The organism is Chitinophaga filiformis (genome assembly GCF_023100805.1).
GTDB lineage: Bacteria > Bacteroidota > Bacteroidia > Chitinophagales > Chitinophagaceae > Chitinophaga > Chitinophaga filiformis_B.
This window is the reverse complement of sequence record NZ_CP095855.1, coordinates 269,832-291,949: the sequence shown is the minus strand read 5'-3', so window position 1 is coordinate 291,949 and position 22,118 is coordinate 269,832. Positions and strand designations below refer to the sequence as shown.

Annotated in this window: 22 protein-coding genes; 14 read left to right on the top strand and 8 right to left on the bottom strand. The window is 46.0% G+C overall.

Translation table 11 applies throughout. The features are described from left to right. Nucleotides 1–201: 201 nt before the first annotated feature. From MYF79_RS01245 to MYF79_RS01220, 6 genes are all read right to left on the bottom strand, one after another. Nucleotides 202–852 carry a lipoprotein signal peptidase gene (locus MYF79_RS01245; protein ID WP_247812173.1) on the bottom strand — a complete coding sequence of 217 codons (651 nt, stop codon included), beginning with the start codon at nt 850–852 and terminating at the stop codon, nt 202–204. A gap of 53 nt (nt 853–905) precedes the next feature. Continuing rightward, nucleotides 906–3,410 (bottom strand): bifunctional UDP-N-acetylmuramoyl-tripeptide:D-alanyl-D-alanine ligase/alanine racemase, encoded by a 2,505-nt coding sequence (locus MYF79_RS01240; protein WP_247812172.1) that lies wholly within the window; start codon nt 3,408–3,410, stop codon nt 906–908. A gap of 385 nt (nt 3,411–3,795) precedes the next feature. Next, the gene (gene gldG / locus MYF79_RS01235; RefSeq protein ID WP_247812171.1) at nt 3,796–5,496 is read right to left on the bottom strand and encodes a gliding motility-associated ABC transporter substrate-binding protein GldG; all 1,701 of its coding nucleotides are present in this window, start codon (nt 5,494–5,496) and stop codon (nt 3,796–3,798) included. A 17-nt stretch (nt 5,497–5,513) separates the two neighbouring features. Next, on the bottom strand, nt 5,514–6,248 hold the full coding sequence (gldF, locus tag MYF79_RS01230) for a gliding motility-associated ABC transporter permease subunit GldF (protein WP_247812170.1): 735 nt from the start codon (nt 6,246–6,248) through the stop codon (nt 5,514–5,516). Nucleotides 6,249–6,360: 112 nt separating this feature from the next. Further along, nucleotides 6,361–6,819, bottom strand: a complete 459-nt coding sequence (locus tag MYF79_RS01225; RefSeq protein ID WP_247812169.1) for an iron-sulfur cluster assembly scaffold protein — start codon at nt 6,817–6,819, stop codon at nt 6,361–6,363. Nucleotides 6,820–6,867: 48 nt separating this feature from the next. Then, nucleotides 6,868–8,085, bottom strand: a complete 1,218-nt coding sequence (locus MYF79_RS01220) for an IscS subfamily cysteine desulfurase (protein WP_247812168.1) — start codon at nt 8,083–8,085, stop codon at nt 6,868–6,870. Between the two features lie 142 nt (nt 8,086–8,227). Here MYF79_RS01220 and mce point away from each other — a divergent pair, with 142 nt between their 5' ends. Then, the gene (mce, locus tag MYF79_RS01215) at nt 8,228–8,626 is read left to right on the top strand and encodes a methylmalonyl-CoA epimerase (protein ID WP_247812167.1); all 399 of its coding nucleotides are present in this window, start codon (nt 8,228–8,230) and stop codon (nt 8,624–8,626) included. Between the two features lie 445 nt (nt 8,627–9,071). On the opposite strand, the gene MYF79_RS01210 is transcribed toward mce, so the two are convergent. Further along, complete coding sequence (locus tag MYF79_RS01210; RefSeq protein ID WP_247812166.1) at nt 9,072–10,352, bottom strand: UDP-N-acetylmuramoyl-tripeptide--D-alanyl-D-alanine ligase; 1,281 nt, start codon at nt 10,350–10,352, stop codon at nt 9,072–9,074. A gap of 214 nt (nt 10,353–10,566) precedes the next feature. On the opposite strand from MYF79_RS01210, the gene MYF79_RS01205 reads away from it, so the two are divergent. The 8 genes from MYF79_RS01205 (at nt 10,567) to MYF79_RS01170 (ending at nt 15,536) form a co-directional block, all read left to right on the top strand. Continuing rightward, nucleotides 10,567–10,932 (top strand): hypothetical protein, encoded by a 366-nt coding sequence (locus tag MYF79_RS01205; RefSeq protein WP_247812165.1) that lies wholly within the window; start codon nt 10,567–10,569, stop codon nt 10,930–10,932. Nucleotides 10,933–10,959: 27 nt separating this feature from the next. After that, nucleotides 10,960–11,505: a YceI family protein gene (locus tag MYF79_RS01200; RefSeq protein ID WP_247812164.1), complete on the top strand. Its 546-nt coding sequence runs from the start codon at nt 10,960–10,962 to the stop codon at nt 11,503–11,505. A gap of 28 nt (nt 11,506–11,533) precedes the next feature. Then, on the top strand, nt 11,534–12,457 hold the full coding sequence (locus MYF79_RS01195; protein ID WP_247812163.1) for a DUF5777 family beta-barrel protein: 924 nt from the start codon (nt 11,534–11,536) through the stop codon (nt 12,455–12,457). 92 nt (nt 12,458–12,549) lie between these two features. Continuing rightward, the gene (locus tag MYF79_RS01190; protein WP_247812162.1) at nt 12,550–12,876 is read left to right on the top strand and encodes a DUF4157 domain-containing protein; all 327 of its coding nucleotides are present in this window, start codon (nt 12,550–12,552) and stop codon (nt 12,874–12,876) included. A 142-nt stretch (nt 12,877–13,018) separates the two neighbouring features. Next, nucleotides 13,019–13,405, top strand: coding sequence for a Co2+/Mg2+ efflux protein ApaG (gene apaG / locus MYF79_RS01185; RefSeq protein ID WP_089828842.1), 387 nt, complete (start codon nt 13,019–13,021; stop codon nt 13,403–13,405). 172 nt (nt 13,406–13,577) lie between these two features. Continuing rightward, the gene (locus MYF79_RS01180) at nt 13,578–14,456 is read left to right on the top strand and encodes an MBL fold metallo-hydrolase (RefSeq protein ID WP_247812161.1); all 879 of its coding nucleotides are present in this window, start codon (nt 13,578–13,580) and stop codon (nt 14,454–14,456) included. A gap of 41 nt (nt 14,457–14,497) precedes the next feature. Then, nucleotides 14,498–14,815, top strand: coding sequence for a hypothetical protein (locus MYF79_RS01175; protein ID WP_247812160.1), 318 nt, complete (start codon nt 14,498–14,500; stop codon nt 14,813–14,815). Continuing rightward, nucleotides 14,799–15,536 (top strand): zeta toxin family protein, encoded by a 738-nt coding sequence (locus MYF79_RS01170; RefSeq protein ID WP_247812158.1) that lies wholly within the window; start codon nt 14,799–14,801, stop codon nt 15,534–15,536. The genes MYF79_RS01175 and MYF79_RS01170 overlap by 17 nt, the downstream gene beginning before the upstream one ends. A gap of 3 nt (nt 15,537–15,539) precedes the next feature. On the opposite strand, the gene MYF79_RS01165 is transcribed toward MYF79_RS01170, so the two are convergent. Continuing rightward, entirely contained in the window at nt 15,540–16,484 is a 945-nt protein-coding gene (locus tag MYF79_RS01165) for a hypothetical protein (protein ID WP_247812157.1), read from the bottom strand. Nucleotides 16,485–16,656: 172 nt separating this feature from the next. On the opposite strand from MYF79_RS01165, the gene MYF79_RS01160 reads away from it, so the two are divergent. The 5 genes from MYF79_RS01160 (at nt 16,657) to MYF79_RS01140 (ending at nt 22,112) form a co-directional block, all read left to right on the top strand. Continuing rightward, a complete protein-coding gene (locus tag MYF79_RS01160) occupies nt 16,657–17,337 on the top strand; it encodes a porin family protein (RefSeq protein WP_247812156.1) in 681 nt (226 codons plus the stop codon). Nucleotides 17,338–17,350: 13 nt separating this feature from the next. Further along, nucleotides 17,351–19,015 carry an NAD+ synthase gene (locus tag MYF79_RS01155; protein WP_247812155.1) on the top strand — a complete coding sequence of 555 codons (1,665 nt, stop codon included), beginning with the start codon at nt 17,351–17,353 and terminating at the stop codon, nt 19,013–19,015. Between the two features lie 121 nt (nt 19,016–19,136). After that, complete coding sequence (gene serS, locus MYF79_RS01150) at nt 19,137–20,411, top strand: serine--tRNA ligase (protein WP_247812154.1); 1,275 nt, start codon at nt 19,137–19,139, stop codon at nt 20,409–20,411. A 73-nt stretch (nt 20,412–20,484) separates the two neighbouring features. After that, nucleotides 20,485–21,030, top strand: coding sequence for a GNAT family N-acetyltransferase (locus MYF79_RS01145; protein ID WP_247812153.1), 546 nt, complete (start codon nt 20,485–20,487; stop codon nt 21,028–21,030). Then, complete coding sequence (locus MYF79_RS01140) at nt 21,027–22,112, top strand: ThiF family adenylyltransferase (protein WP_247812152.1); 1,086 nt, start codon at nt 21,027–21,029, stop codon at nt 22,110–22,112. The genes MYF79_RS01145 and MYF79_RS01140 overlap by 4 nt, the downstream gene beginning before the upstream one ends. The last annotated feature ends 6 nt before the right edge of the window (nt 22,113–22,118 follow it).

The window sequence follows — 22,118 nt, the reverse complement described above, 5'->3', positions numbered from 1 at the left end:
TTTTCAGTGCTCAGCAACATCGTAAAGAAGCGTTCATTGCGTATTTAATTGGTGGTGAATATTAAATCATCCCTTCATTATAACTATTAGTCTATCGGATTTGTAGACAAATGTAATACGGCAAATTAATTTTTCAAAGGAATGGGCAAAAAAAAGCGGTCTCGTCCTGGACGAAACCGCTTTAAAAAGTATCTTAAAAACTTATTTTGTTACTGCAACTGGTTCTTTTTCAGTCGATTGCTTTTCGTTGTGCTTGTGAAAAAAACGTTTCTGGAATACCAGGATGGTGATCACGCCCACGGAAATGGCAGCATCCGCAATATTGAAGATCGGGTTAAAGAACACGAAATATTCGCCTCCCTTGAATGGTATCCAGGTTGGAAGGTAACCACGGTAAACCGGAAAGTAGAGCATATCTACCACTTTTCCATGAAGGAAACCGGCATAACCACCGCCTTTTGGCAGGAAGGTAGCCACATCATAAAAATTGGTCTCTGAAAATATCAGTCCGTAGAACATGCTGTCTATCAGGTTGCCGGCAGCACCTGCCAGAATAAGGGCGCCGCATACCAGTAAACCTGTATGATGATGCTGTTTTACCAGCGTTTTCATGTACTTAAAACCTATTACTACGGCCGCCAGGCGGAAAAGCGTCAGTAACACTTTGCCCCATTCTCCTCCCAGCTCCAGCCCATAGGCCATACCAGGGTTCTCAGTGAAGTGAATACGGAACCAGTTAGGAAAAATGATGAATTCCTGGCTAAAGTTCATGTGTGTCTTTATCCAGAACTTCAGGGCCTGATCCACCACCAGCACTAAGACAACAATCCAAATTACGTGACGATATTTCAAAGGGTAAAAATTTTATCAAAAATAATAATAATGTGCAAAATCGGAATTTCCGGTCATTCCTCGAAATATACACGCTTCACTCGCTGCGAAATTCCTGTTAATATTTCGTAAGGAATGGTTTCGGCCCATGCTGCTACCTGCTGAACGGGCAATTCGCTGCCAAATACGATCACTTCGTCCCCTTCTGTTACATCAGGGATGTGGGTCACGTCCAGCATCAGCATGTCCATGGCCACAATGCCTGCCACAGGGGCCAATTGACCACGCACCAGCATTTTTCCTTTCCCATTGCTCAGACGACGGGGATAGCCATCTGCATAGCCAATGCGCACGGTAGCTGTAACTGAGGGGCCTTTAGCTACCCATTTAGCGCCGTATCCTACCGTATCTCCGGCTGCCAGGTGTTTAACCTGGGCTACGGTCGTTTTCAGGGTACTGACAGGGCGCAGTTGTTCCTGGATGGAGGTGGCGCTGTCAATTCCATACATCCCGATACCCAGCCTCACCATATCCAGCTGCAGGTCGGGATGCCTTTCTATAGCGGCGCTGTTGGATATGTGCCTGATCACGGCATAACCCAGGGCTTTCTGCAGCTCGTGGCTCATTTCAAAGAACAGGCGCCCCTGCTGTTTTGTGAAATCATCCATTGCCGGATTTTCACTGGCTGCCAGATGACTGAATACGGAACTTACCCGGAGGTATATATTGTCATTGAGCAATCGCCCCAGTTCAGGAATGTCTTTCTTCTCAAAACCAAGCCTGTGCATACCTGTGTCCAGCTTAATATGTACAGGGAAGCCATTTTTACCGGCCAGCTGTACTTCTTCTTCAAACTGCTTCAACAGGTGAAGGGAATATATTTCGGGTTCCAGGTTCCATTGAAGGATGGCGTCGAAAGAGGCGGGTTCGGGGTTCATTACCATGATCGGCATGGTAATACCTGTCCTTCTTAATTCTACTCCTTCGTCAGCATAAGCAACGGCGAGGTAATCTACGCCATGGAACTGCAATAGATTTGCAATCTCAAAACTTCCGCTGCCATAAGAAAAGGCCTTTACCATCGCCATCAGTTTGGTACTGGGTTTCAGACGGGATTGGTATTGCTTTACATTATGTGCTACCGCACTTAAATTAATTTCCAGGATGGTCTGATGCACCTTTTGTTCAAGCAATTTGCCGATCCTTTCGAATTCAAACACACGGGCGCCCTTCAGCAAGATGGTCTCATGCTGGAAATCCTGCTGGTTGAACTGCTGGATAAATTCTTCCGTTGTGAGAAAGAAACTACTCTTTAGTCCGGGAATCTGCTGAAAACTTTTTTTCTCCCTGCAGATGTTTTTACCGATACCTATCACCTTGTTGATGCCCTTCTGCTGCAGCAGGCTGGCTACTTCCTCATAAAGAGACGCATCACTTTTTCCACTTTGCAGTATATCGCTGAGGATGACCGTGCGGGTGGGGTGTTGCTGCTGTTGTTGCAGGAACTCCAGCGCTATGGTCAGTGAGCCCAGGTCTGAGTTATAGCTGTCATTGATGATGGAGCAGTTGTTGATACCCTGTTTGAGCTCCAGGCGCATGGCAATATTGCCCAACTGGTCCATCCGCTGCTGAATGACCTCCTGGCTCATACCCAGGTGTATCATCAGCGCCCAGCAGTGAATGGCATTCTCTACCGAGCCTTCATCCACAAAAGGAATGCTGATATGCAGCTGCTCATGCTGATACAGGGCTTCTATATGGGAGCGGTTTTCGCTTTTATTCACGCTTACAATACGCAGGTCTGCTTCTGTTTTGCGCGACCAGGAGAATAGCTGTAAGCCTCCTTCATGGCTTTCCTTCTTACCTACCAGGTTATGAAAGTTGAGCACACATTCATTGAGAGCGAGATAGTCTTTACAATAGATCAGCAGTTCGCTTTTGGAGAATAATACCAGCTTCTCGTTGATCTTCTGCCTGATGTTCAGAAATCCTTCATTGTGGGCTTCACCGATATTGGTGAAGATGCCAATGGTAGGACGGATGATCTTTTCCAGGTGTTCCATCTCTCCCGGCTGGGAAATGCCGGCCTCGAAAATAGCCAGCTGATGTTCGGGCTTCATCTGCCATACAGACAAAGGAACGCCGATCTGTGAGTTATAGCTTTTCGGGCTGCGAACGATGTTGTAATCTTTTTCCAGCAGCTGGTACAGCCATTCCTTTACAATGGTCTTGCCGTTACTGCCGGTAATACCGATCACCGGAATATGGAATTGTTGCCGGTGGTAAGCCACCAGTGTATGCAACGCATGCATGGTGTCTTTTACAAGAATGATATTGGCTTTAGGAAATTTGCCCTGAGGCAAAGGTTCACTTACAATGAAATTGGAAACGCCTTTGTCATACAGCTCCTGGATGTATTGATGCGCATTGCGTCTGCTGCTGACCAATGGTATAAAAAGAGATGTTTCAGGAAAGCTGAGTTTCCGACTGTCCAGCAAAATGTGTTCAATCTCCGGGTTACCCGTCTGTTGCAATAGTTCACCTTTCAGCACTTTGCTGATACTTTCTGCGTTGTACACGTGTGGTTAATTTTTGATGTGAAAAGCATCCCGCATTTCACGACTTCCCTTAATAGTTCCCGGCTGACCGGGTATTGAATTTTAAAAGTTGACTCTTTTATTTCAGGGGTTCAAGTAGCCGCTTTTAAATTTATCGCTGGGCAAATATATGGGGAATAGTCCATAGTCATAGACCCGAATCCATAGTTGTGTCCGTTAAAAGAGTATGTGCTGACTATCGCTGATAGTCTACAGCTGTGATTGTTACAATATGTTATCATCCTTCTTCAACGTCCGGAATAACCGTTGTATTGTTTGTAAATCAATTATTTACAAACAGGTAAAGGTGGGCTGCATGTACTTGCCATGCAGGCCTGAGATAAAAAACTATCAGCTGTGAAGTCAGTTATACTTCAAATTTTCTTTGTCTGATAAATTGGAAAATGGCGGCAAACAACAGAACCAGCCCGATGGGGACGATGAAACAAATAGCCTGCCATTTGCTTTTCTCCTGTTTAACCTTTTCAGGGTTGAGCAGGCGCAATGTCAATTCCTTGTTACGGGCATCCATGATACCGGTATTGTGGGTCAGGTAACCCAGGGAATTAAGCAGGAATTCACGGTTGGCATATACCATAGATTGATCGTAGAGGTTTACGCCCATCTGCAGGGGGCCGCTTTTTTGAGAGAACGCATTGGTGATAAGATCTGCATCACTTGCCACGATCATTTTGTTAACAGTATCGCTATTGTTCTTAAAAGGCTGTCCGGAAGCCCGCTGTATGGCCTGGTGCGTATTTTCATCAAGGCGGTTGCGGAACAGGGAGGTGAATTGGCCCTCCAGCAGGACGGCTACGGGCAGGTGCTGTTTCGTAAATTCCCGGCGGTTCGGCTTCACACGTAGGCTATTCCAGCTGATTTCTACCGGTGCATTTACACTACGGCTGTTGGCAGAAGTGGTCAGCAATACGGTCTTTTTAATGTTACCACCTTTGACGGTATCTATTGAACTGGCAAAATGGCTCAGTACCAGGTCCAGGTTTTTTACAATAGGATGAGCGCCGGTAGGTGTCAGTAAAGGGAAATAAGGGAATCCCAATGGCTGCATCTGGCCGGTGCGGTCTACTACCTGTGGAACAAAATCACACTGCATGTCCTGCACCAGGTCCTGGTTGATACGTACACCATAGCGGAACAGCATGTCTTCCAGGTTTAGTCCCTTATCAAATGCAACAAAGCTTTCCTGCTGTTTCAAACTATCTATAGATGCATTCAGCTCGTCAATGAACCAGATCACCTTACCGCCATTCATTACATACTGGTCTATCTTCAGTTTATCTTCGTCCGTAAACCTGGTCTGTGGTTTTGCAAACACAACCGCATTAAATTCCCGCGGGATGTGGGAAATGTATTGCAGCGTAAGGGTATCCAGCAGGTAACTACTCTGCATGGTGGTGAGCGCATCATATACTTCAGCGCCCAGCAGTTCTCCGTTGCCGAGCATATAGCCCACCAATGGTGGCTGTTTCTGCTGCAGCTGGTAAATGGCATTGGCAAACTGGTATTCCAGCAGGGATTCTGAGCTGTTCATGCTGGCTTCAGGATTGAGCCCTCCCTGGTTCTTCAGCAGGTTGATGCCGACGGTTTTGGAACCATAATGCAGCAGGGCGCCGGGAAAGATCAGCTTTTCAGAATACCCCTGGTTAGCGTCTTCCTGTACCTGCATATTGAAAGGCATGATGCCTTTTTCAACGAGCGACTGCTGGAAGGCCAGACGGGCGGAATCGGGCAGGCCCTGGCCGGGGCTCTGAAAAGAGAATTGTATACGCTGGCCGGCATATTCCCTGAATTCTTCCAGCAATTCCTGGCTGGACTGCGCCAGCTGGCGGAAACTGGCGGGATAATCGCCTTTCAAAAATATCTCTATGGTAACAGTACTATCCAGCCCGCGGAGCAGGTGCTTGGTACCAGGAGTAAGTGTATATCTTTTTTCTGCCGTAAGGTCCCAGCGGGTGTGAAAATAAGCTGCCAGCACATTGATTCCCACAAGTACACCCACTACTACAATAGCCCTCTGCAAGTATTTTTTCCTTCTGTTGATAGCCACGAAACGAGTGTTTTAAATTAATCCCAGATCCTGCGTTGTAATGATAATCTTGTTAAGTAGAGCATCAGACCGATGACGCTCAGGAAGTATACAATGTCCCTGCTGTCTATCACGCCACGGCTGATAGAGGTATAGTGGAACTTGATACCAGCCATCTGCAGATAATAATCGGCGCCACCGGTAAAGGCAGGCACTTTGCTTAGCGCGTCAAAGCCATTGTAAAATATGTAACAGGTAAAAATGGCGATAAGGAAGGCCACGACGGAGTTGGTGGTCAGAGAAGAAGACCAGACCCCGATAGCGGTGAATACTGCCCCCAGCAGGAACAAACCCGTATATGAACCGGCCATGCCGCCGTTGTCAAGATTGGCGGGATCGGCACTTAATTGCCTGATAGCAATATAGTAAACGAGGGTTGGAATAAGAGAGATCAATACTACCAGCAGACCGGCGAGGAATTTTCCGGTAACTATCTGCCACCAGCCCAAAGGTTTGGTGCTCAATAGTTCCATCGTGCCGGTTTTGAACTCATCTGCGAAGCTACGCATGGTAATGGCCGGAATAAGCAGCAGATAGATCAGGGGAGCCAATTCAAAAAGCGGATCAAGATTGGCATATCCGTAGTCCAGCAGGCTGGTATCGGGAAAAACGAACAGCAACAGGCCATTGGCCAGTAAGAACAGGATAATGGCTACATATCCGGTAATGCTGCTGAAAAACTGGTGTATTTCCTTTTTAAAGATTGCTAGCATAGTGATACTGAAAGCACAAATATATATAATTAAAAATGATCAATTAGGAATCAGGAATTGAATACTATGCAGTCAGTCAATTCTTAACGCTTAATTGATCATTTAATTATATTTAATTATGTTCTTCCTCCAGTTCGTAGTCGCGCTCAGCCTCTTCTTCCTCTTCTTCCTCCTCCTTCAGCAATTCCATTCCATTCTTGTGGCGGTAATCGTTAATGGCCGCTTTTACAGCATCTTCGATAAGAATGGTGCAATGGATCTTGGCGGGAGGAAGGTTCAGCGCTTCCACGATGTCCATATGATCGAGGCGGGCGGCTTCTTCAATGCTTTTACCCTTTAGCCATTCGGTAGTGATAGAGGTAGCTGCAATAGCAGCGCCGCAACCGAAGGTTTTAAAGCGGGCATCCATGATAATGTGTCTGGCCGGGCTCACTTCAATCTGTATTTTCACTACTTCGATATACTCCGGCACATGTATCAACCCTGTTCCTACTCTCTCGCTGGTTTTATCCAGCGTTCCCACATTCCTGGGGTTGTCGTAATAATCAAGAACTCTTTCAGCGTAAGCCATAAGCATAAGTATAAAGCTGTCAGTAATTGTCCCCCATGTTCACTGTCCTCAAAGACGGGACCACTCTATAGTGTTCATGTCCGCACCTTCTTTAAACATCTCCCACAGCGGACTTATTTCTCTTAATTTATTCACCGTTTCTGTAACGGTTTGGATGGCATAGTCAATTTCTTCTTCCGTAGTGAAGCGTCCCAGTCCAAATCGGATAGAGGAATGGGCCAGGTCATCCCCAAGGCCAAGGCCCTTCAGTACGTAACTGGGTTCCGGTGAGGCTGAGGTACAGGCGGAACCGGACGATAGCGCAAGATTCTTGTTAAAGCCCATCATCAGGGCTTCGCCTTCCACATAGCGGAAGGAAATGTTAGTGGCATGCGGTAAACGGTTGGTTTTTGATCCGTTAACGAAGGTTTGCTCCAGTTGCAGCAATGCGTTTTCCAGTTTATCACGCAATGCTGCCAGCCTTTTACCTTCTGCTTCCATTTCCTGCTGGCATAGTTCACAGGCCTTACCAAAGGCCACGATACCCGGAACGTTCAGTGTGCCTGAACGCATCCCCCTTTCATGTCCGCCGCCATCCATCTGGGCTGTTACTTTCACCCTCGGCGACTTGCGGCGTACGTACAATGCTCCCACTCCTTTGGGACCATAAAGTTTGTGAGCGCTGAATGCTGCCAGGTCAATACCATCGCGATTCACATCCACAGGTACCTTACCGGCTGCCTGGGTAATATCACTCATCATCAGCACGCCATGCTTTTTAGCGATGGCGCTGATCTCTTTGATAGGGTTGATCACGCCTATCTCATTGTTGGCATACATAACAGATACCAGGATGGTCCTGGATGTAATGGCAGCTTCCAGTTCTTTCAGGTCGGGAAGGCCTTCATTGTTCACCTTCAGATAGGTGACCTCTGCACCCAGCTTCTCCAGGTGTTTACAGGTATCCAGTACTGCTTTATGTTCTATTTCGGTAGTAATGATGTGGTTCCCCTTGTCGGCATACATTTCAAATACCCCTTTCAGGGCCAGGTTGTCTGCCTCGGTAGCGCCGGAAGTGAAGATGATCTCTTTGGGATCTGCGCCTATCAGGGCTGCTACCTGTTCGCGGGCCAGGTCAACCGCTGCTTCTGCTGCCCACCCGAAAGAGTGATTACGGCTGGATGCATTACCAAATGCTTCGGAAAAATAGGGAAGCATTGCTTCAACTACCCGCGGGTCGCAGGGGGTGGTAGCATTGTTATCCAGGTAAATTGGCAACTTAAGCATATCTGTCGGTCTTTAATTGTATTTGTTGATTCCTCTAATACAAATTTAATGCTTAATTGCGTCTCTTGCCTCCCACGATCATTGTAAGATATGATAAGGACATAGAGAACGCTTATTTCTACATTAAAATGTAAATTGCCGCATGCTGAAAGTTGAACATATAGGAATAGCTGTCAGGTCATTAGAGACTTCCATCCCCCTGTTTCAGCGGCTGCTGAACACTGATTGCTATAAAAAGGAAACGGTGGAAAGCGAATTTGTACAAACGGCTTTTTTCCGCCAGGGAGAAACAAAAATAGAACTTTTGGAAGCCACCAGTCCCGGCAGTACCATCGCAAAATTTGTGGACAAAAAGGGGGAGGGTATACATCATATCGCTTTTGAAGTAGCAGATATTTATGCAGAGATGGAACGGCTGAAAGGGGAAGGGTTTACTTTATTGCAGGCTGAGCCGAAGCAGGGAGCCGATAATAAGCTGGTATGTTTTCTGCACCCGAAAGATACAAACGGCGTACTGATCGAACTTTGCCAGGAAATCTGAGATTTTTTTTAAATAATGAAATCCAGGAAATTAAAACGTTCGTAAATGTATTCAGACACATGTAGCAGACACGTTAAGCGAAAAACATTCAATCAGAAATTTTTAAGGGATTTAAACAATCAGACGCACAAATTGTTGTTCTTGGGAGCGCGGAAGTGTTCATAAGTGTAAATAGCAGCGAATATGATCTAATCTACCAATTAATCTATTAACTCGGCACTTTGACCCTGAACAATACCCGTAACCTCATAGTAGTTATGCCTCATAAGAAACAATTGTAGCTAATGGTCTCATATGCCTTATAAAAACTAATTCATCACTTTAATTAATTCCAGCATTACATATTCCCATATATAAATATTATTTCAAACGCTTTTTAATAATACTCTAAAGTTGGCATAGGTTATGAACACCTGCGGGCTTTCCAGCTTGCAGGTCTCTTTTTTTATAGAATTACCTTTTCCATGCCCATACTTCTGGAACCTTTGATCAGCAAATACGTATCTGTAAATTGCTGTTGCTGCAGCCAGGAAGCCGCCGCGCTTGCATTTTCAAGAAATATATAAGGATGATTGGTTTTAATAAAATCGCCTCCCACCAGTACTACTGCATGCCAGTGTGTGCGCTGCAACAGGTCAACCAGTGCCTGATGTTCTTTTACACTATCAGCGCCCAGCTCCATCATCGCGCCCAGCAACAATACTTTCTTTGCAGCAGTAATACCGGCAAAGTTCTCTATAGCTGCTTTCATACTTGAAGGGTTCGCATTGTAAGCATCCATGATCACCGTGTTGCTGCCCTGCTTTATCACCTGTGAACGGTTGTTGGAAGGTGCATATGCTGCAATAGAGCTCCTGATCTTTTCAGCAGGTACCCCGAAGTGCAGTCCAACTGCCACAGCGGCCATCACATTCGGGAAATTGTACGCACCTACCAGCTGGCTGTCGATCTGCCCGATGTCTTCGTGGCTGGTAACCTTTACGCTCAGTAACGCACTGTCTGCCAGTGGCTGGCCGGTATAATCTGCTGACTGTTGTCCATAAGTAATAACAGTAGCAATGCCTTTGCTCATATCCAGCAGATAAGGATATTCATTGCACACAAACACTGTCCCCTTATTCTGCCGCAGGAAATCATACAGCTCGCCTTTCGCCCTGCGTACACCCTCTTCGCTGCCAAAGCCTTCCAGATGTGCCTTCCCTATATTGGTGATAATACCATGCGTTGGCCTGGCTATTTTACAATAACTCTCGATCTCATGTTCATGATTGGCTCCCATTTCGATAACGGCAATGGCTGCATCAGACGGAATGCGGAGTATGGTCAGCGGAACGCCTATGTGATTATTGAGATTACCGGCAGTCGCGGTGGTCTTAAATGCGGATGCCAGTACTGTGCTGACAAGCTCTTTCGTAGTCGTTTTCCCGTTAGTGCCTGTGATGGCCAGGAAAGGAATGTCCAGGTTTTGCCTGTGATGTAGCGCCAGTTGTTGCAGGGTCTCCAGCACATCTGAGGTCAGCATCATTTTTTCCGGCTGGGTATAATAGGCCTCCTCATCTATTACTGCAAATGCGGCGCCCTTTTCAAGTGCGGCTGCTGCATAGGTATTCCCATTGAAATTAGGCCCTTTCAATGCAAAGAATATATCACCTGCCTTAAGCTGTCTGGTGTCTGTCTGTATAGATGGGTATTGCTTATAAATGTCGTAAAGCTGCTCAATGTTCATAAAAACAAATGTATTAAAATTCAGTTGATAGTCCATAAGCATCACTATAAATGATGATATACAGTGATACAGAACATGCAAAAATCAGTACAGGTTTATCCGGCAAATATAGCCTCACAATTATATAATATATTTTTATCTTGCGCGTTATAGCGAACGATAACCATAAAAGACCCGGGCATGCCCGCCAAACTCAAGTGAAATGAAAAAACCTATGAAAACAGCACTGTTTCCTCTGGTGCTTATGCTGCTTGTGTACAGTTGTACCGCCGAACAGGCCCCTGCACCAAAGCCAGGTATTGAACCCACTGCCTGCGACACCGCAGTGATCACATCTGCCTACATCATGACAACTATTTCCAGCAGGTGTACTAATGGCGCCTGTCATAAGGGAACAGGAAATTTTGTAGTGTCGGATTTCTCCACGCTGGAGAAGCTGAAGACCTATCTCAACGCGAATGAAGCCATATTCCGTGAGCGGGTTACCAGCGCCAATGCCGATATGCCTCCCCGTGGGAAGCTAAGCGAGGGAACACGTGACTCTATTAATTGCTGGCTCTCTCATGGTATGCCAGATTGATGACCCATTAACCTAAAACAGTTTACAATGAAACAGATCATTACAATGTTTGCAGGGTTGTTCCTTGCCCACGCAGGCTTTGCACAGGATGTGTTCACCTGCCGGAACACTGCATTATCTTTTTTTTCAGCCACCCCCGTAGAGGACATTGACGCTACTTCAGATAAGGGCGTTTCCGCTATCAACCTGAAAACGGGCGAAGTATATTTTAAGGTGGCTGTTAACACATTCAAGTTTAAGAAACAGCTCATGGAAGAGCATTTCAATGAGAATTACCTGGAGAGCGATAAATATCCTCATGCCGTTTTTAAAGGCAAGCTGGTATCTCCTCCCGATCTGCATAAAGACGGTACTTACGAAGTACTGGTAGATGGTACGCTGTCCCTCCATGGTGTAGATAAGACTTACCGTGAAAAGGCGACTATTATAGTCAAAGACGGGAAACCGGCGGCTAACGCCAGGTTCAATGTGAAGCTGGCCGACCATCATATCAAAATACCTACATTGGTTATCAAAAATATCGCGGAAGTAGTGGAAGTAACTGTGAAAGCTGCCTATACTATTGCATCCTGATAAAAATACTTTTAATCTGTCAGAACCTATGAAACATATCTCTCTGCTGTTCCTGGGCTGTTGCCTGGGACTGAACACCTTTGCCCAGGAAAATCTGGAAGCCCTGGTGGCAAAAGACGAAGTGAAAACGCATGAGCCGGTGATAGCCACTTATAAGTCCACCCGTATTATCCAGGGACATTCTCCTGAAACACTGAAAAAGCGCGAACTTGACTTCAGGGTGGCGCACCATTTCGGCGATCTTGGTGGTGAATTTGGCGGTACCAAAACCTTCTTTGGAATGGACAACTCAGCCGATGTCCGTATTGCGTTCGAGTATGGCATTACAGACCGTCTGATGGCAGGTATCGGGCGTACTAAAGGCTCCGGCAGCCTTACCCAGTTGTATGAAGGATTAGCGAAATATAAGCTGCTGCAACAAACTACTGACGATCATATGCCTGTGACCATCGCCCTGTTTGGTAATGCTGTTGTGAGCGCCATGACTTCCAGCGAAACGGTTTCAGATGCAAGCTACTTCGGTAAATTCACTGATCGCCTTTCTTATACCGGTCAGGTCATCATTGCCCGGAAATTCAACCGTAATCTTTCCCTGACCCTGTTACCGACCCTGGTACACCGCAACCGGGTAGGCTACCTGGATGAAAATGACATTTTCGCATTAGGAGCAGGTGGACGGCTCAAGTTTTCGAAACGTATCGGCCTGCTGGTAGAGTATTTCTATCCCTTCCGCAGCCAGGAAAGCAATGACTATTTTAAAGAACAGGGCCGGAAACTGTATAATCCATTGGCTGTAGGGCTGGAAATTGAAACCGGCGGTCACGTATTCCATGTGAACTTTACCAATTCAACAGCTATCCTGGAAAACCAGTTCATCCCTGAAACTACTACTTCCTGGTTACAGGGACAGTTCCGTTGGGGATTCAATATTTCCAGGAGATTCTCTCTGTGATAAGTTAGGAATTAGTATTGAGAAAAGAAATTATTAGCACCTAACTGCTTAATTCTTAATACTAATTCCTAAATTGTATTTTTACATACGTCATGGAACCTGTAACCTGTTACATAAAAGAAAGATCCTTTCTGGCCCGTCTGGCGGCACGTTATATGGGTGGAAATCAAATAGCCATGGTCATAGGAAGGACAATCCACCTGCATGGCACCAGCAGGGAGAATTTTTTACGCCACCCGTGGTGGGTCCGGCATGAAATATGTCACGTAATGCAATACCGCGAACTGGGGCTGGTGCCTTTTCTCTGGAAATACTTCTGGGAATGCGTCAGGGTAGGCTATTATGCCAACCGGTTCGAGGTAGCAGCCAGGGCAGCAGAACGGGACGCGGCCATTATGGAACGTGTCAGGATAGTTTAAATGGCTTTTAATCAGCGGATTAGTATTGCCGGGATGCCCATCAGTATTACTTCTAAACGAAAAGTTAAAGTCTGCACCATCATATAATTTTTAGTACTACTGGATATATTTTGCTTATTTTTACGTTAAACGGAGGTGTTTTATGGTAAAAAAAGTAACAGACGGAATTACCATTAGCGTGGAGACATTTTATCAGCCGGACTATTCAAATCCGATTGGTAGTGAGTTTATGTTCGCCTACCGTATCACCATCGAGAATAACAATACTTTCCCAATCAAGCTCCTCCGCCGTCACTGGTACATTATAGACTCAAACGGTACGCATCGTGAAGTGGAAGGAGAAGGCGTAGTAGGTGTACAGCCGCTGCTCGCCCCATCTGAAAGCTATCAATATGTCTCGGGTTCCAATCTGCGTACAGAGATCGGTAAAATGTACGGTACTTACCAGATGGAAAATCAGCTCAACAAAAAGCTGTTCGAGGTCAAGATCCCCGAATTTCAGATGATTGTCCCTTTTAAGCTAAATTGATTTACTTTTTTACCCTTTATTTGTTGAAGTAAGGTGCCTCCAACGGAGCCATGGGCTGTTTTGTAAAATGGACCAGCTACGCTTGTATGCCTGTTGTGATGGCCGCTGGTCTGCGACAGACGGTTGGCGAACATTTCTCAGCAGCCTTATTATTGATTTTGAAGAATGTCCAATGGAACTAACGATCACAGGTTATTCTACCGCTTTATTTTCTACCTGGTATTTCGTTGAAGAGCTGGGACTCTTGCTGGATGCAGGAGATGGTGTGATGTCCTCTTTACTGCAGAAAAGCAGGAAGATCAATCATGCCTTTATCTCACATGCGGACAGAGATCATCTTACCGGATTGCTGCAATTCAACCAGCTGAATGCCCGGGAAGGATACCCCGTTATTCACTATCCGAAAGATTCCCGGTCTTTTCCTTATATGCAGGCCTTCTTTCAGCAGTTTGATCCTTATGCAGTAGGAACATTATGGGAGCCCGTATCGCCGGGAGATGAGATCCGTGTAAAGGATGATATCTTAGTGATACCAGTGCGTAACGGCCATGTACCGGTACCACCGGAAATTATCAGGAGCCTCGGCTTTAAGGTGATGCAGACAAAGCGTAAACTCAGACCTGAGTTAGCCGGACTGTCGGGAGAGGAGATCCGCAGAATAGGACTGGAACAAGGAAAAGAAGCTACCACTATGGAGGTGCGGACGAATATACTCAGCTATTCCGGTGATACGCCGGTGGAAGATCTTACACAATGGAATGATACTAAGATCCTTATTCATGAGGCGACTTTCCTCGAAAGGGAAGAAGAGATCAAAGTATATGCACACAAGAATAAGCACAGCAGACTGGATGAAGTGATAGAAATGGTGAGCGGAAGTAATATTGAACAACTGATATTGGGACATTTTTCCTCACGATATGCTGCAGAACAGATCGATAGTGCGATCAGGCAGTTGTGTAACAGGTATGCATTGAATATTCCTGTGTTCAGGATATTGCCGGGAGAAACAGTGGTGGATGTGCTGGGAGGAAAACCAGTGAATGCGTAGTATGGTGTTAATTGCTTAATTTTAAAGTATAATAGCTTAATATGTCTGAAATCCCATTTAAAGAAAATGATGAAAGCGGTACTGACTATTGGTCAGCGATTGAGCACGGAAGTTTTTCTGACTTAAGTGCTATTGAAGATGGTGTCGACACAAGTCTGCTTGAGAAAATCGGCGAAAGAGCTGCTATAAATGCCATTAATGAGAACAGAGCATTACAGTTACCCATCACTTATGAGAAAGATGGATGGGTTGTCAGAGAATACGCCGACGGGCACATCGAAAAAATAGAGCAGATCATTACTGCTGATATCTCTTCAGGGTTTAAGAAAGGCGCCGTTTTACATGTCAAGTTCCACTAAGCGCATGCGTATTTTTGCAGGACCGAATGGATCTGGCAAAAGCACTATTATCTACGATATCAAAAAGAACTTCTATTCTGGATTCTACCTGAATGCAGATGACATTCAGAAAGCATGTAGCGAGAAAGGATTTATAAATCTGGGCGACTACCAGTTAAATATCCGTACCACTGCTTTCGAAGAGTATCTATCCACATCCTCTTTGAGAGAAAAATCTGAAAAAGATGGATATCAGGTTGATCTCAAACTTCAGAATAATGTAATTACCACCGGGAAGAGTACACATGCATATGAAGCCGCATTGATCGCTGAGTTTTTGAGACAACAGTTGATTTCTGCGGGACATTCGTTCTCGTTCGAAACGGTGATGTCTCATGTTTCCAAATTAGAGATTCTTAAACAAGCCCTGGACGCAGGATATAGAAACTACCTGTATTTTATTGCGACAGATTCTGTTCAGATAAATATTGACAGGGTAAAAGAAAGGGTAAGGAAAGGAGGGCATAATGTAGATGAAGACAAGATCATTGAAAGATATTCAAGATCTCTCGATTTACTGTCAAGCGTCATTCCTTACACTTATCGTACTTTTCTGATAGATAATTCCCGTTTAAGCTATCGCTTAATTGCAGAATTTGAAAGGGATAAAATGTTGATACATGATCAGGATATTCCTAATTGGCTGCGTATTTACGTCCTGGAGAAAATGCAGTTACTATAACATCTAATTCGGCCTGTACTTCGACTGCGAAAAAATCTGCATTGCATTCTTGTTCTCCATCAACTGTTGCAGTGTTACCTCAGGATGATGTTTCATATACTCTTTTACGATCTTCCAACCCACAAATGCTCCGATCCTGCCTGGCGATCCTTCCGGCATACCCTGTGTAGAAGGCCCATCATTCATGAAATGCATATTGCTCTGCCAGTCTGATTTATACAACAGGTTCTGTTGTACGAAATATTGCCATATCATGAGTTCACTGTCGTTACACCATTCCATCTGCGCTTTCGTATATCCCAGGCGGATGCTATCTTCGGTTTCAGGTAACACCTGCTCGAGAAAGTACTGTTGCTTGCCGGCGCTCACCAGCTGATTGATCAGCTGTTCGCCTGCCTCAGCCCCCGGGTAGGCTTGTTGCGCCAGTACCTGGATACAGTTGGTGGTAATATATTCAGGAGAGAATTTACGGATCATATACATCGGATAGTCAGGCAGCATGGAATATATCGGGAAGTCCTTGCCGAGGTACATATCCAGCCCGATACCCAGCACCGAATCAACAGTCACAGCGCCGTAATTACTGATCACCGAACTGAAAGCGACTATTTTCTGTGGAAGCGGGAACTTAGGTATGTAGTATCTGATGTAGCGGAAGCTCTGGGCCAGCTCCTTTTCCAGGGCGTCCAGCTTAGGGAAATGTGCATTAATGGAATCCTGTAACATCCGGTAATCGCTGTTGCCAACCAGCATGCGGGTCTGCAACAGTACCATTTTGCTGGTGTCGGCATAAGGCCCGAAATTCATAATATGCTCAATGTAGGCAGGCAGAAAGTTAGGATATGCCTTTGCCAGTTGTTGGAGCCCAGGCTGGATATTGTTGGTATCCAGCTTAAACAGTGCCTGGTCAAAACGGTCAATTTGCACATTCACAGCAATATGGCTCACATCTGGCACGTTTTTGTGCTTACAGGCAGAGACACAACATATAAAGATGAGTGCGGACAATAGCCACTGAGTGTTACCAGCTAATTTATTAATGTAATTTTGCATACTTAATATCTAACTACGAATAGGTAAAAATATTATATAGCTTGTATTAAAAAAAAGATAAAATTATATGAGGAAAGGAATATTCATCATGTTTTTGTTACTAAATGCAGCCGCATTGAAAGCTCAGCGCAACTTTATGCAGGAAAACAGGGTGCGGCTGGGTTTTAAACTGGACCCTACAGTTGTCTGGCTGCAACCCCAGGAATCAGGTGTGGACCGCAATGCTTCCCGCGCCGGCGTCAGCTTTGGCATTATGGCAGACTTTCTGCTGGACGAAAGCGGGCGTTATGCCATCGCCTCCGGTTTACAGGTGTCGACCACAGGGAGTACATTGAAATATGAAGCCAATAAGGGACTGGAAGATTATAAACAGATCCCGGCAGAATATAAGCTGAAACTCACGTATGTAGAGGTGCCCTTCGCACTGAAACTAAAAACAGACACAGACAATGGACTGGGGCTCTGGGGACAGTTCGGAACCTATCTGAGCTTCCCTGTACGAGGCAGGGCGGATATTATCAGCCTGCAGGCAAACGACGACAAAGTGAACATATTAAGGACCATTACACCCATCAATATGGGTATGCTGATCGGCGCCGGTGTTGAATATCCGCTGGGCGACAGGCTGACCGCTATGGCGGGCCTCAGCTACCGGAACGGGTTCATTGATGTGACCCGGAATGGAAAATGGGAGGATGGCAAGGTAAATATGAATAGCTTTGCATTAAATCTGGGATTATTCTTTTAAAAGACGTTTGTAGATGAAAATTATACTCGCTCAACAGAACTATCATATCGGCAATTTCGAATTAAATACACAGAAGATCCTGGAAGGAATTAAAGCCGCTGAGGCGCAGGGCGCTGACCTGGTAGTATTCTCTGAGCTGTGTGTGTGTGGTTATCCACCCAGGGACTTCCTGGAGTTTGAAGATTTTATCCAGCAATCATACGCTGCCATCGATACGATCAAAGCTCATACTGCCAATATCGCAGTGCTGGTAGGTGGTCCCTGCCGGAATACACAGCCGGAGGGGAAGGACCTCTTTAATGCGGCCTGGTTCCTGCATGAAGGAGAGGTGAAACAGATCATCCATAAAACATTGCTGCCTACCTACGATGTATTTGACGAATACCGCTACTTTGAACCCAGCTATGCCTGGAATGTAGTGCCTTTCAAAGGAAAAAAGCTGGCGGTGACCATCTGTGAAGATATCTGGAACCTGGGAGATAATCCCCTGTACAGGGTTTGCCCAATGGACCAGATGATAGAACAGCAGCCGGATGTCATGATCAACTTGTCAGCTTCTCCGTTCGACTATGATCATGCACAGAACCGAAAGGAAATAATCCGCGCTAATGTGCGGAAGTACGGTATTCCCATGTACTATTGCAATGCCGTCGGTTCCCAGACGGAGATCGTCTTTGACGGGGGATCAATCATCTTTGATGCACAGGGTAATATCGCAAAAGAACTGCCTTATTTCGAAGAGGCAATAGACGGTTATGACCTGGATGTCCTGCTCCAATCCAAACAGCCGCTGGCCGATACGACCTATACCCCGGTAATGGAACTGCTGCCTGAATATAATATTGACCGCATTTACCAGGCAATTATTATCGGTATAAAGGACTATTTCCAGAAAATGGGCTTCAAACAAGCCATCCTGGGGTCTTCCGGAGGTATAGACAGCGCAGTGACCCTGGCCTTGGCGGTAGAAGCACTGGGAAAGGAAAATGTAAGGGCCATCCTGATGCCATCTCCCTATTCTACTGAACATTCTGTAGACGATGCGGTTGCCCTGTCAAAGAACCTGGAGAATCCCTGCGATATCATTCGCATCAATGATATTTATGAGAGCTTCCTGGAAACCCTCAATCCCTATTTTGAGGGCAGGCCTTTTAACGTGGCGGAAGAAAATACCCAATCCCGCATCAGGGGAAACCTGCTGATGGGATTAGCCAACAAATTCGGTTATATACTGCTGAACACTTCCAACAAAAGCGAATTGTCTACCGGTTACGGTACACTCTATGGTGATATGGCCGGAGGGCTCGCAGTACTGGGAGATGTATATAAAATGCAGGTCTATGCACTGGCCCGGTACATCAACCGTAATAAGGAAATTATCCCGCAGAATATCATCGACAAAGCACCTTCTGCTGAGCTGCGCCCTAACCAGAAAGACAGCGACAGCCTGCCCGACTATGCCACATTGGACAGGATACTGTACCAGTACATTGAACGCAGGCAGAGCCCCAAAGCGATCATTGCCCAGGGATTTGATGCGGCACTGGTAGCCCGCACACTCAAAATGGTAAACACTAATGAGTACAAGCGGAACCAGTTTTGCCCTATCATACGCGTCTCATCCAAAGCTTTCGGCGTAGGAAGAAGAGTGCCGATCGTAGGAAAATACCTTTCATAATAACATTTACCGACCAGGACTTGTGTATCAGGAATAGGGATGGGGATGGCCTCGTTCCCTAATTCTTAATTCACATTTCCTGATTGACTGTTATATTTGCTGAAATTTAATAAATCTTAAAATGTTACAAGTTCCGTTCATTCGTCAAAACAAAGACCTGGTGCTGGAACGGCTCACTTTGAAAAATTTCAGGGAGCTGGAACTGGTTGATCAGGTGCTGGAGCTGGACGACAAGCGCAAGAAATTAACCCTTGAGTATGATGAGACAAAGGCCAAAGCAAATTCGCTGTCAAAAGAGATAGGTAAGCTGATGGCCCAGGGACAGAAAGATGAAGCGGAATCACGTAAATCGGAAGTAACATCTCTGAACGAAAAGCTGCATCCCATCAATGAGGAGCTGGCAGCTACCGAGAAGCTTTTACACGATACACTTGTAAAACTGCCTAACCTGCCATCTCCGCTGGTGCCTCCGGGTAAGACCCCTGAAGATAATGTGGAAGTGCGCAAAGGCGGCGAGATCCCTGCATTATATGAAGGTGCGGTGCCTCATTGGGATCTGGCAAAGAAATATGACCTGATCGATTTTGAGCTGGGAAATAAGATCTCCGGCGCTGGCTTCCCGGTATATAAAAACCGTGGAGCACGTTTGCAGCGCGCTATGATCCAGTATTTCCTGAACTATAACACCAGCAAAGGGTATACGGAATTTCAGGTACCTCACCTGGTAAATGAAGCCTCCGGTTATGGCACCGGACAGTTGCCCGATAAAGAAGGCCAGATGTATTTTGTAGGTGAAGATGAGTTGTACCTCATCCCTACCGCCGAAGTGCCACTGACTAACTTATTCAGGGACGAGATCCTGAAAGACAGCGAACTGCCTGTAAAACTGACCGGTTATACGCCTTGTTTCCGTCGTGAAGCCGGTTCCTATGGTAAGGACGTACGCGGCCTGAACCGTCTCCACCAGTTCGATAAGGTAGAGATTGTACAGGTAGTGCATCCGGAAAAGTCTTACGAGGTGCTCGACGAAATGGTAGCACATGTGGAGGAACTGGTGAAAGCCCTGGAACTGCCGTACCGCATTCTGCGCCTTTGCGGTGGTGATATGGGTTTCGGTTCTGCTCTGACCTACGATTTTGAAGTGTACAGCACTGCCCAGCAAAGATGGCTGGAAGTGAGCTCTGTATCCAATTTTGAAGCTTTCCAGGCAAACCGCGCCAAGATCCGCTTTAAAGACGGTGGTGGTAAACCGCAGCTGGTGCACACCCTGAACGGCAGCTCACTGGCTTTGCCACGTATTCTGGCCTGTATACTGGAAAATAACCAGACAGCAGATGGTATCAATATACCCAAAGTGCTGCAGCCTTATTTTGGCGGAGATAAGATCACACTATAAATAAGAAATTATTTAAATAATAGAAAAGCGTTGCATATGTTGCAGCGCTTTTTTTTGTAGTTACATTTGTAGTATGCAGCACTTTCTACCCAATGGCCAGGTATTATTGGTGCGCCCGGCCCTCCTGGAAGACGCTCCGGCACTACTGGCCCTGTTCCGGCAGCTGACTATGGAAACTGATTTTCTGCTCATGACGAGACAGGAAGCCGCGGAACTGACTGTCGTGGACGAGCGGGCGTTTATCAGCGCTCTCAGTAATGAATCTAAACACCTGCATCTGCTGGCGATCGTGGAGAACCGCCTCACAGGTTCTATTACCATCAAACAATCAGAACTGAAGAAAGAAGCACACCTTGGCCAGCTGGGAATCGCCATCCTGCATGAATACTGGAATATGGGCATCGGCCGTCGCCTGATGACCGCCGCCATGCGTTGGGCGGAGCAGCATAAGGAACTGGAAATCATTCACCTCAACGTATTTGCAAATAATGAAAGAGCTATCCAGTTGTATCGTAACTTTGGTTTCCTGGAATATGGACGTTTGCTCCAGGGATTTAAGCAAACGGATGGTACATATGGCGATTCAATATTAATGTCTAAAAGGATAAAGAACGGATGATGCAACGATATGACAGACACCTGAAACTGGAAGGCTTCGGTCCCGCAAAACAACAACTGCTCAACAATGCAGCAGTACTCGTAATAGGTGCAGGAGGATTAGGGGTGCCCGTATTGCAATATCTCACTGCAATGGGAATCGGAAAGATCGGTATCGTGGAACACGATGATATATCTCTCACCAACCTGCAAAGACAGGTGCTTTACAACACCAATGAAGTAGGCAACCCGAAGTTGAAAACGGCCGTTCAACGCCTGCAGCAACTTAATCCGGAAGTAAAATTTGATATGTATGACACCTGGATCATTCCTGACAATGCACTTGACATTATCAGACCTTATGATGTAGTGGTGGACTGTACAGATAATTTCGGCACCCGCTACCTGGTCAATGATGCCTGTGTAATACTCAACAAACCCTTTGTATATGGTGCTATCCATAAATATGAAGGACAGGTAAGCGTATTCAATTATAAAGGGAGCGCAACTTACCGTTGCCTGTTCCCCGAGCAGCCGGAGCCAGGTACTATGCTGAACTGTAGCGATATCGGCGTATTGGGTATCCTGCCGGGTATCATCGGTTCTTATCAGGCCAACGAAACCGTGAAGATCATTACCGGCATCGGAGAGCCCCTCAGCAATCAGTTACTGACAATTGACACGCTTTACAACATCCATCATACTTTCCAGATCAAACCTGTTCCCGGTAATCATGACATTACCACGCTGCAGGAAAGCTATGAGCAGCCCTGCGATACGGGTGGCGTGAAAAGCTTGTCAGTACATCAGTTGCAGGATTGGCTGGAAACAGAGAAGCCATTACAACTGATAGATGTAAGAGAGCCTGATGAGTGGGAAATATGCCATATCCCACAAGCCATGCATGTACCCATGCGGATGGTAGGAAGTATTATTCCGAAATTAAGAAAAGATCAGCCGATCGCTTTGCTGTGCCATCATGGAATGCGTAGCCTGATGGTGGCGCAACAGCTGGACGCAGCAGGTTTTCCTGCAGTCTACAATATAGAAGGAGGCATCCACGCCTGGGCCGCCGAAATTGATGTGGAAATGAACACTTATTAAACTGGC

Coding starts and splice junctions, on each gene's coding strand:
- gldF (WP_247812170.1), bottom strand. CDS start 6,248: ATGCTAGCAATCTTTAAAAAGGAAATACACCAGTTTTTCAGCAGCATT.
- MYF79_RS01225 (WP_247812169.1), bottom strand. CDS start 6,819: ATGGCTTACGCTGAAAGAGTTCTTGATTATTACGACAACCCCAGGAAT.
- MYF79_RS01220 (WP_247812168.1), bottom strand. CDS start 8,085: ATGCTTAAGTTGCCAATTTACCTGGATAACAATGCTACCACCCCCTGC.
- mce (WP_247812167.1), top strand. CDS start 8,228: ATGCTGAAAGTTGAACATATAGGAATAGCTGTCAGGTCATTAGAGACT.
- MYF79_RS01210 (WP_247812166.1), bottom strand. CDS start 10,352: ATGAACATTGAGCAGCTTTACGACATTTATAAGCAATACCCATCTATA.
- MYF79_RS01205 (WP_247812165.1), top strand. CDS start 10,567: ATGAAAACAGCACTGTTTCCTCTGGTGCTTATGCTGCTTGTGTACAGT.
- MYF79_RS01200 (WP_247812164.1), top strand. CDS start 10,960: ATGAAACAGATCATTACAATGTTTGCAGGGTTGTTCCTTGCCCACGCA.
- MYF79_RS01195 (WP_247812163.1), top strand. CDS start 11,534: ATGAAACATATCTCTCTGCTGTTCCTGGGCTGTTGCCTGGGACTGAAC.
- MYF79_RS01190 (WP_247812162.1), top strand. CDS start 12,550: ATGGAACCTGTAACCTGTTACATAAAAGAAAGATCCTTTCTGGCCCGT.
- apaG (WP_089828842.1), top strand. CDS start 13,019: ATGGTAAAAAAAGTAACAGACGGAATTACCATTAGCGTGGAGACATTT.
- MYF79_RS01180 (WP_247812161.1), top strand. CDS start 13,578: ATGGAACTAACGATCACAGGTTATTCTACCGCTTTATTTTCTACCTGG.
- MYF79_RS01175 (WP_247812160.1), top strand. CDS start 14,498: ATGTCTGAAATCCCATTTAAAGAAAATGATGAAAGCGGTACTGACTAT.
- MYF79_RS01170 (WP_247812158.1), top strand. CDS start 14,799: ATGTCAAGTTCCACTAAGCGCATGCGTATTTTTGCAGGACCGAATGGA.
- MYF79_RS01160 (WP_247812156.1), top strand. CDS start 16,657: ATGAGGAAAGGAATATTCATCATGTTTTTGTTACTAAATGCAGCCGCA.
- MYF79_RS01155 (WP_247812155.1), top strand. CDS start 17,351: ATGAAAATTATACTCGCTCAACAGAACTATCATATCGGCAATTTCGAA.
- serS (WP_247812154.1), top strand. CDS start 19,137: ATGTTACAAGTTCCGTTCATTCGTCAAAACAAAGACCTGGTGCTGGAA.
- MYF79_RS01145 (WP_247812153.1), top strand. CDS start 20,485: ATGCAGCACTTTCTACCCAATGGCCAGGTATTATTGGTGCGCCCGGCC.
- MYF79_RS01140 (WP_247812152.1), top strand. CDS start 21,027: ATGATGCAACGATATGACAGACACCTGAAACTGGAAGGCTTCGGTCCC.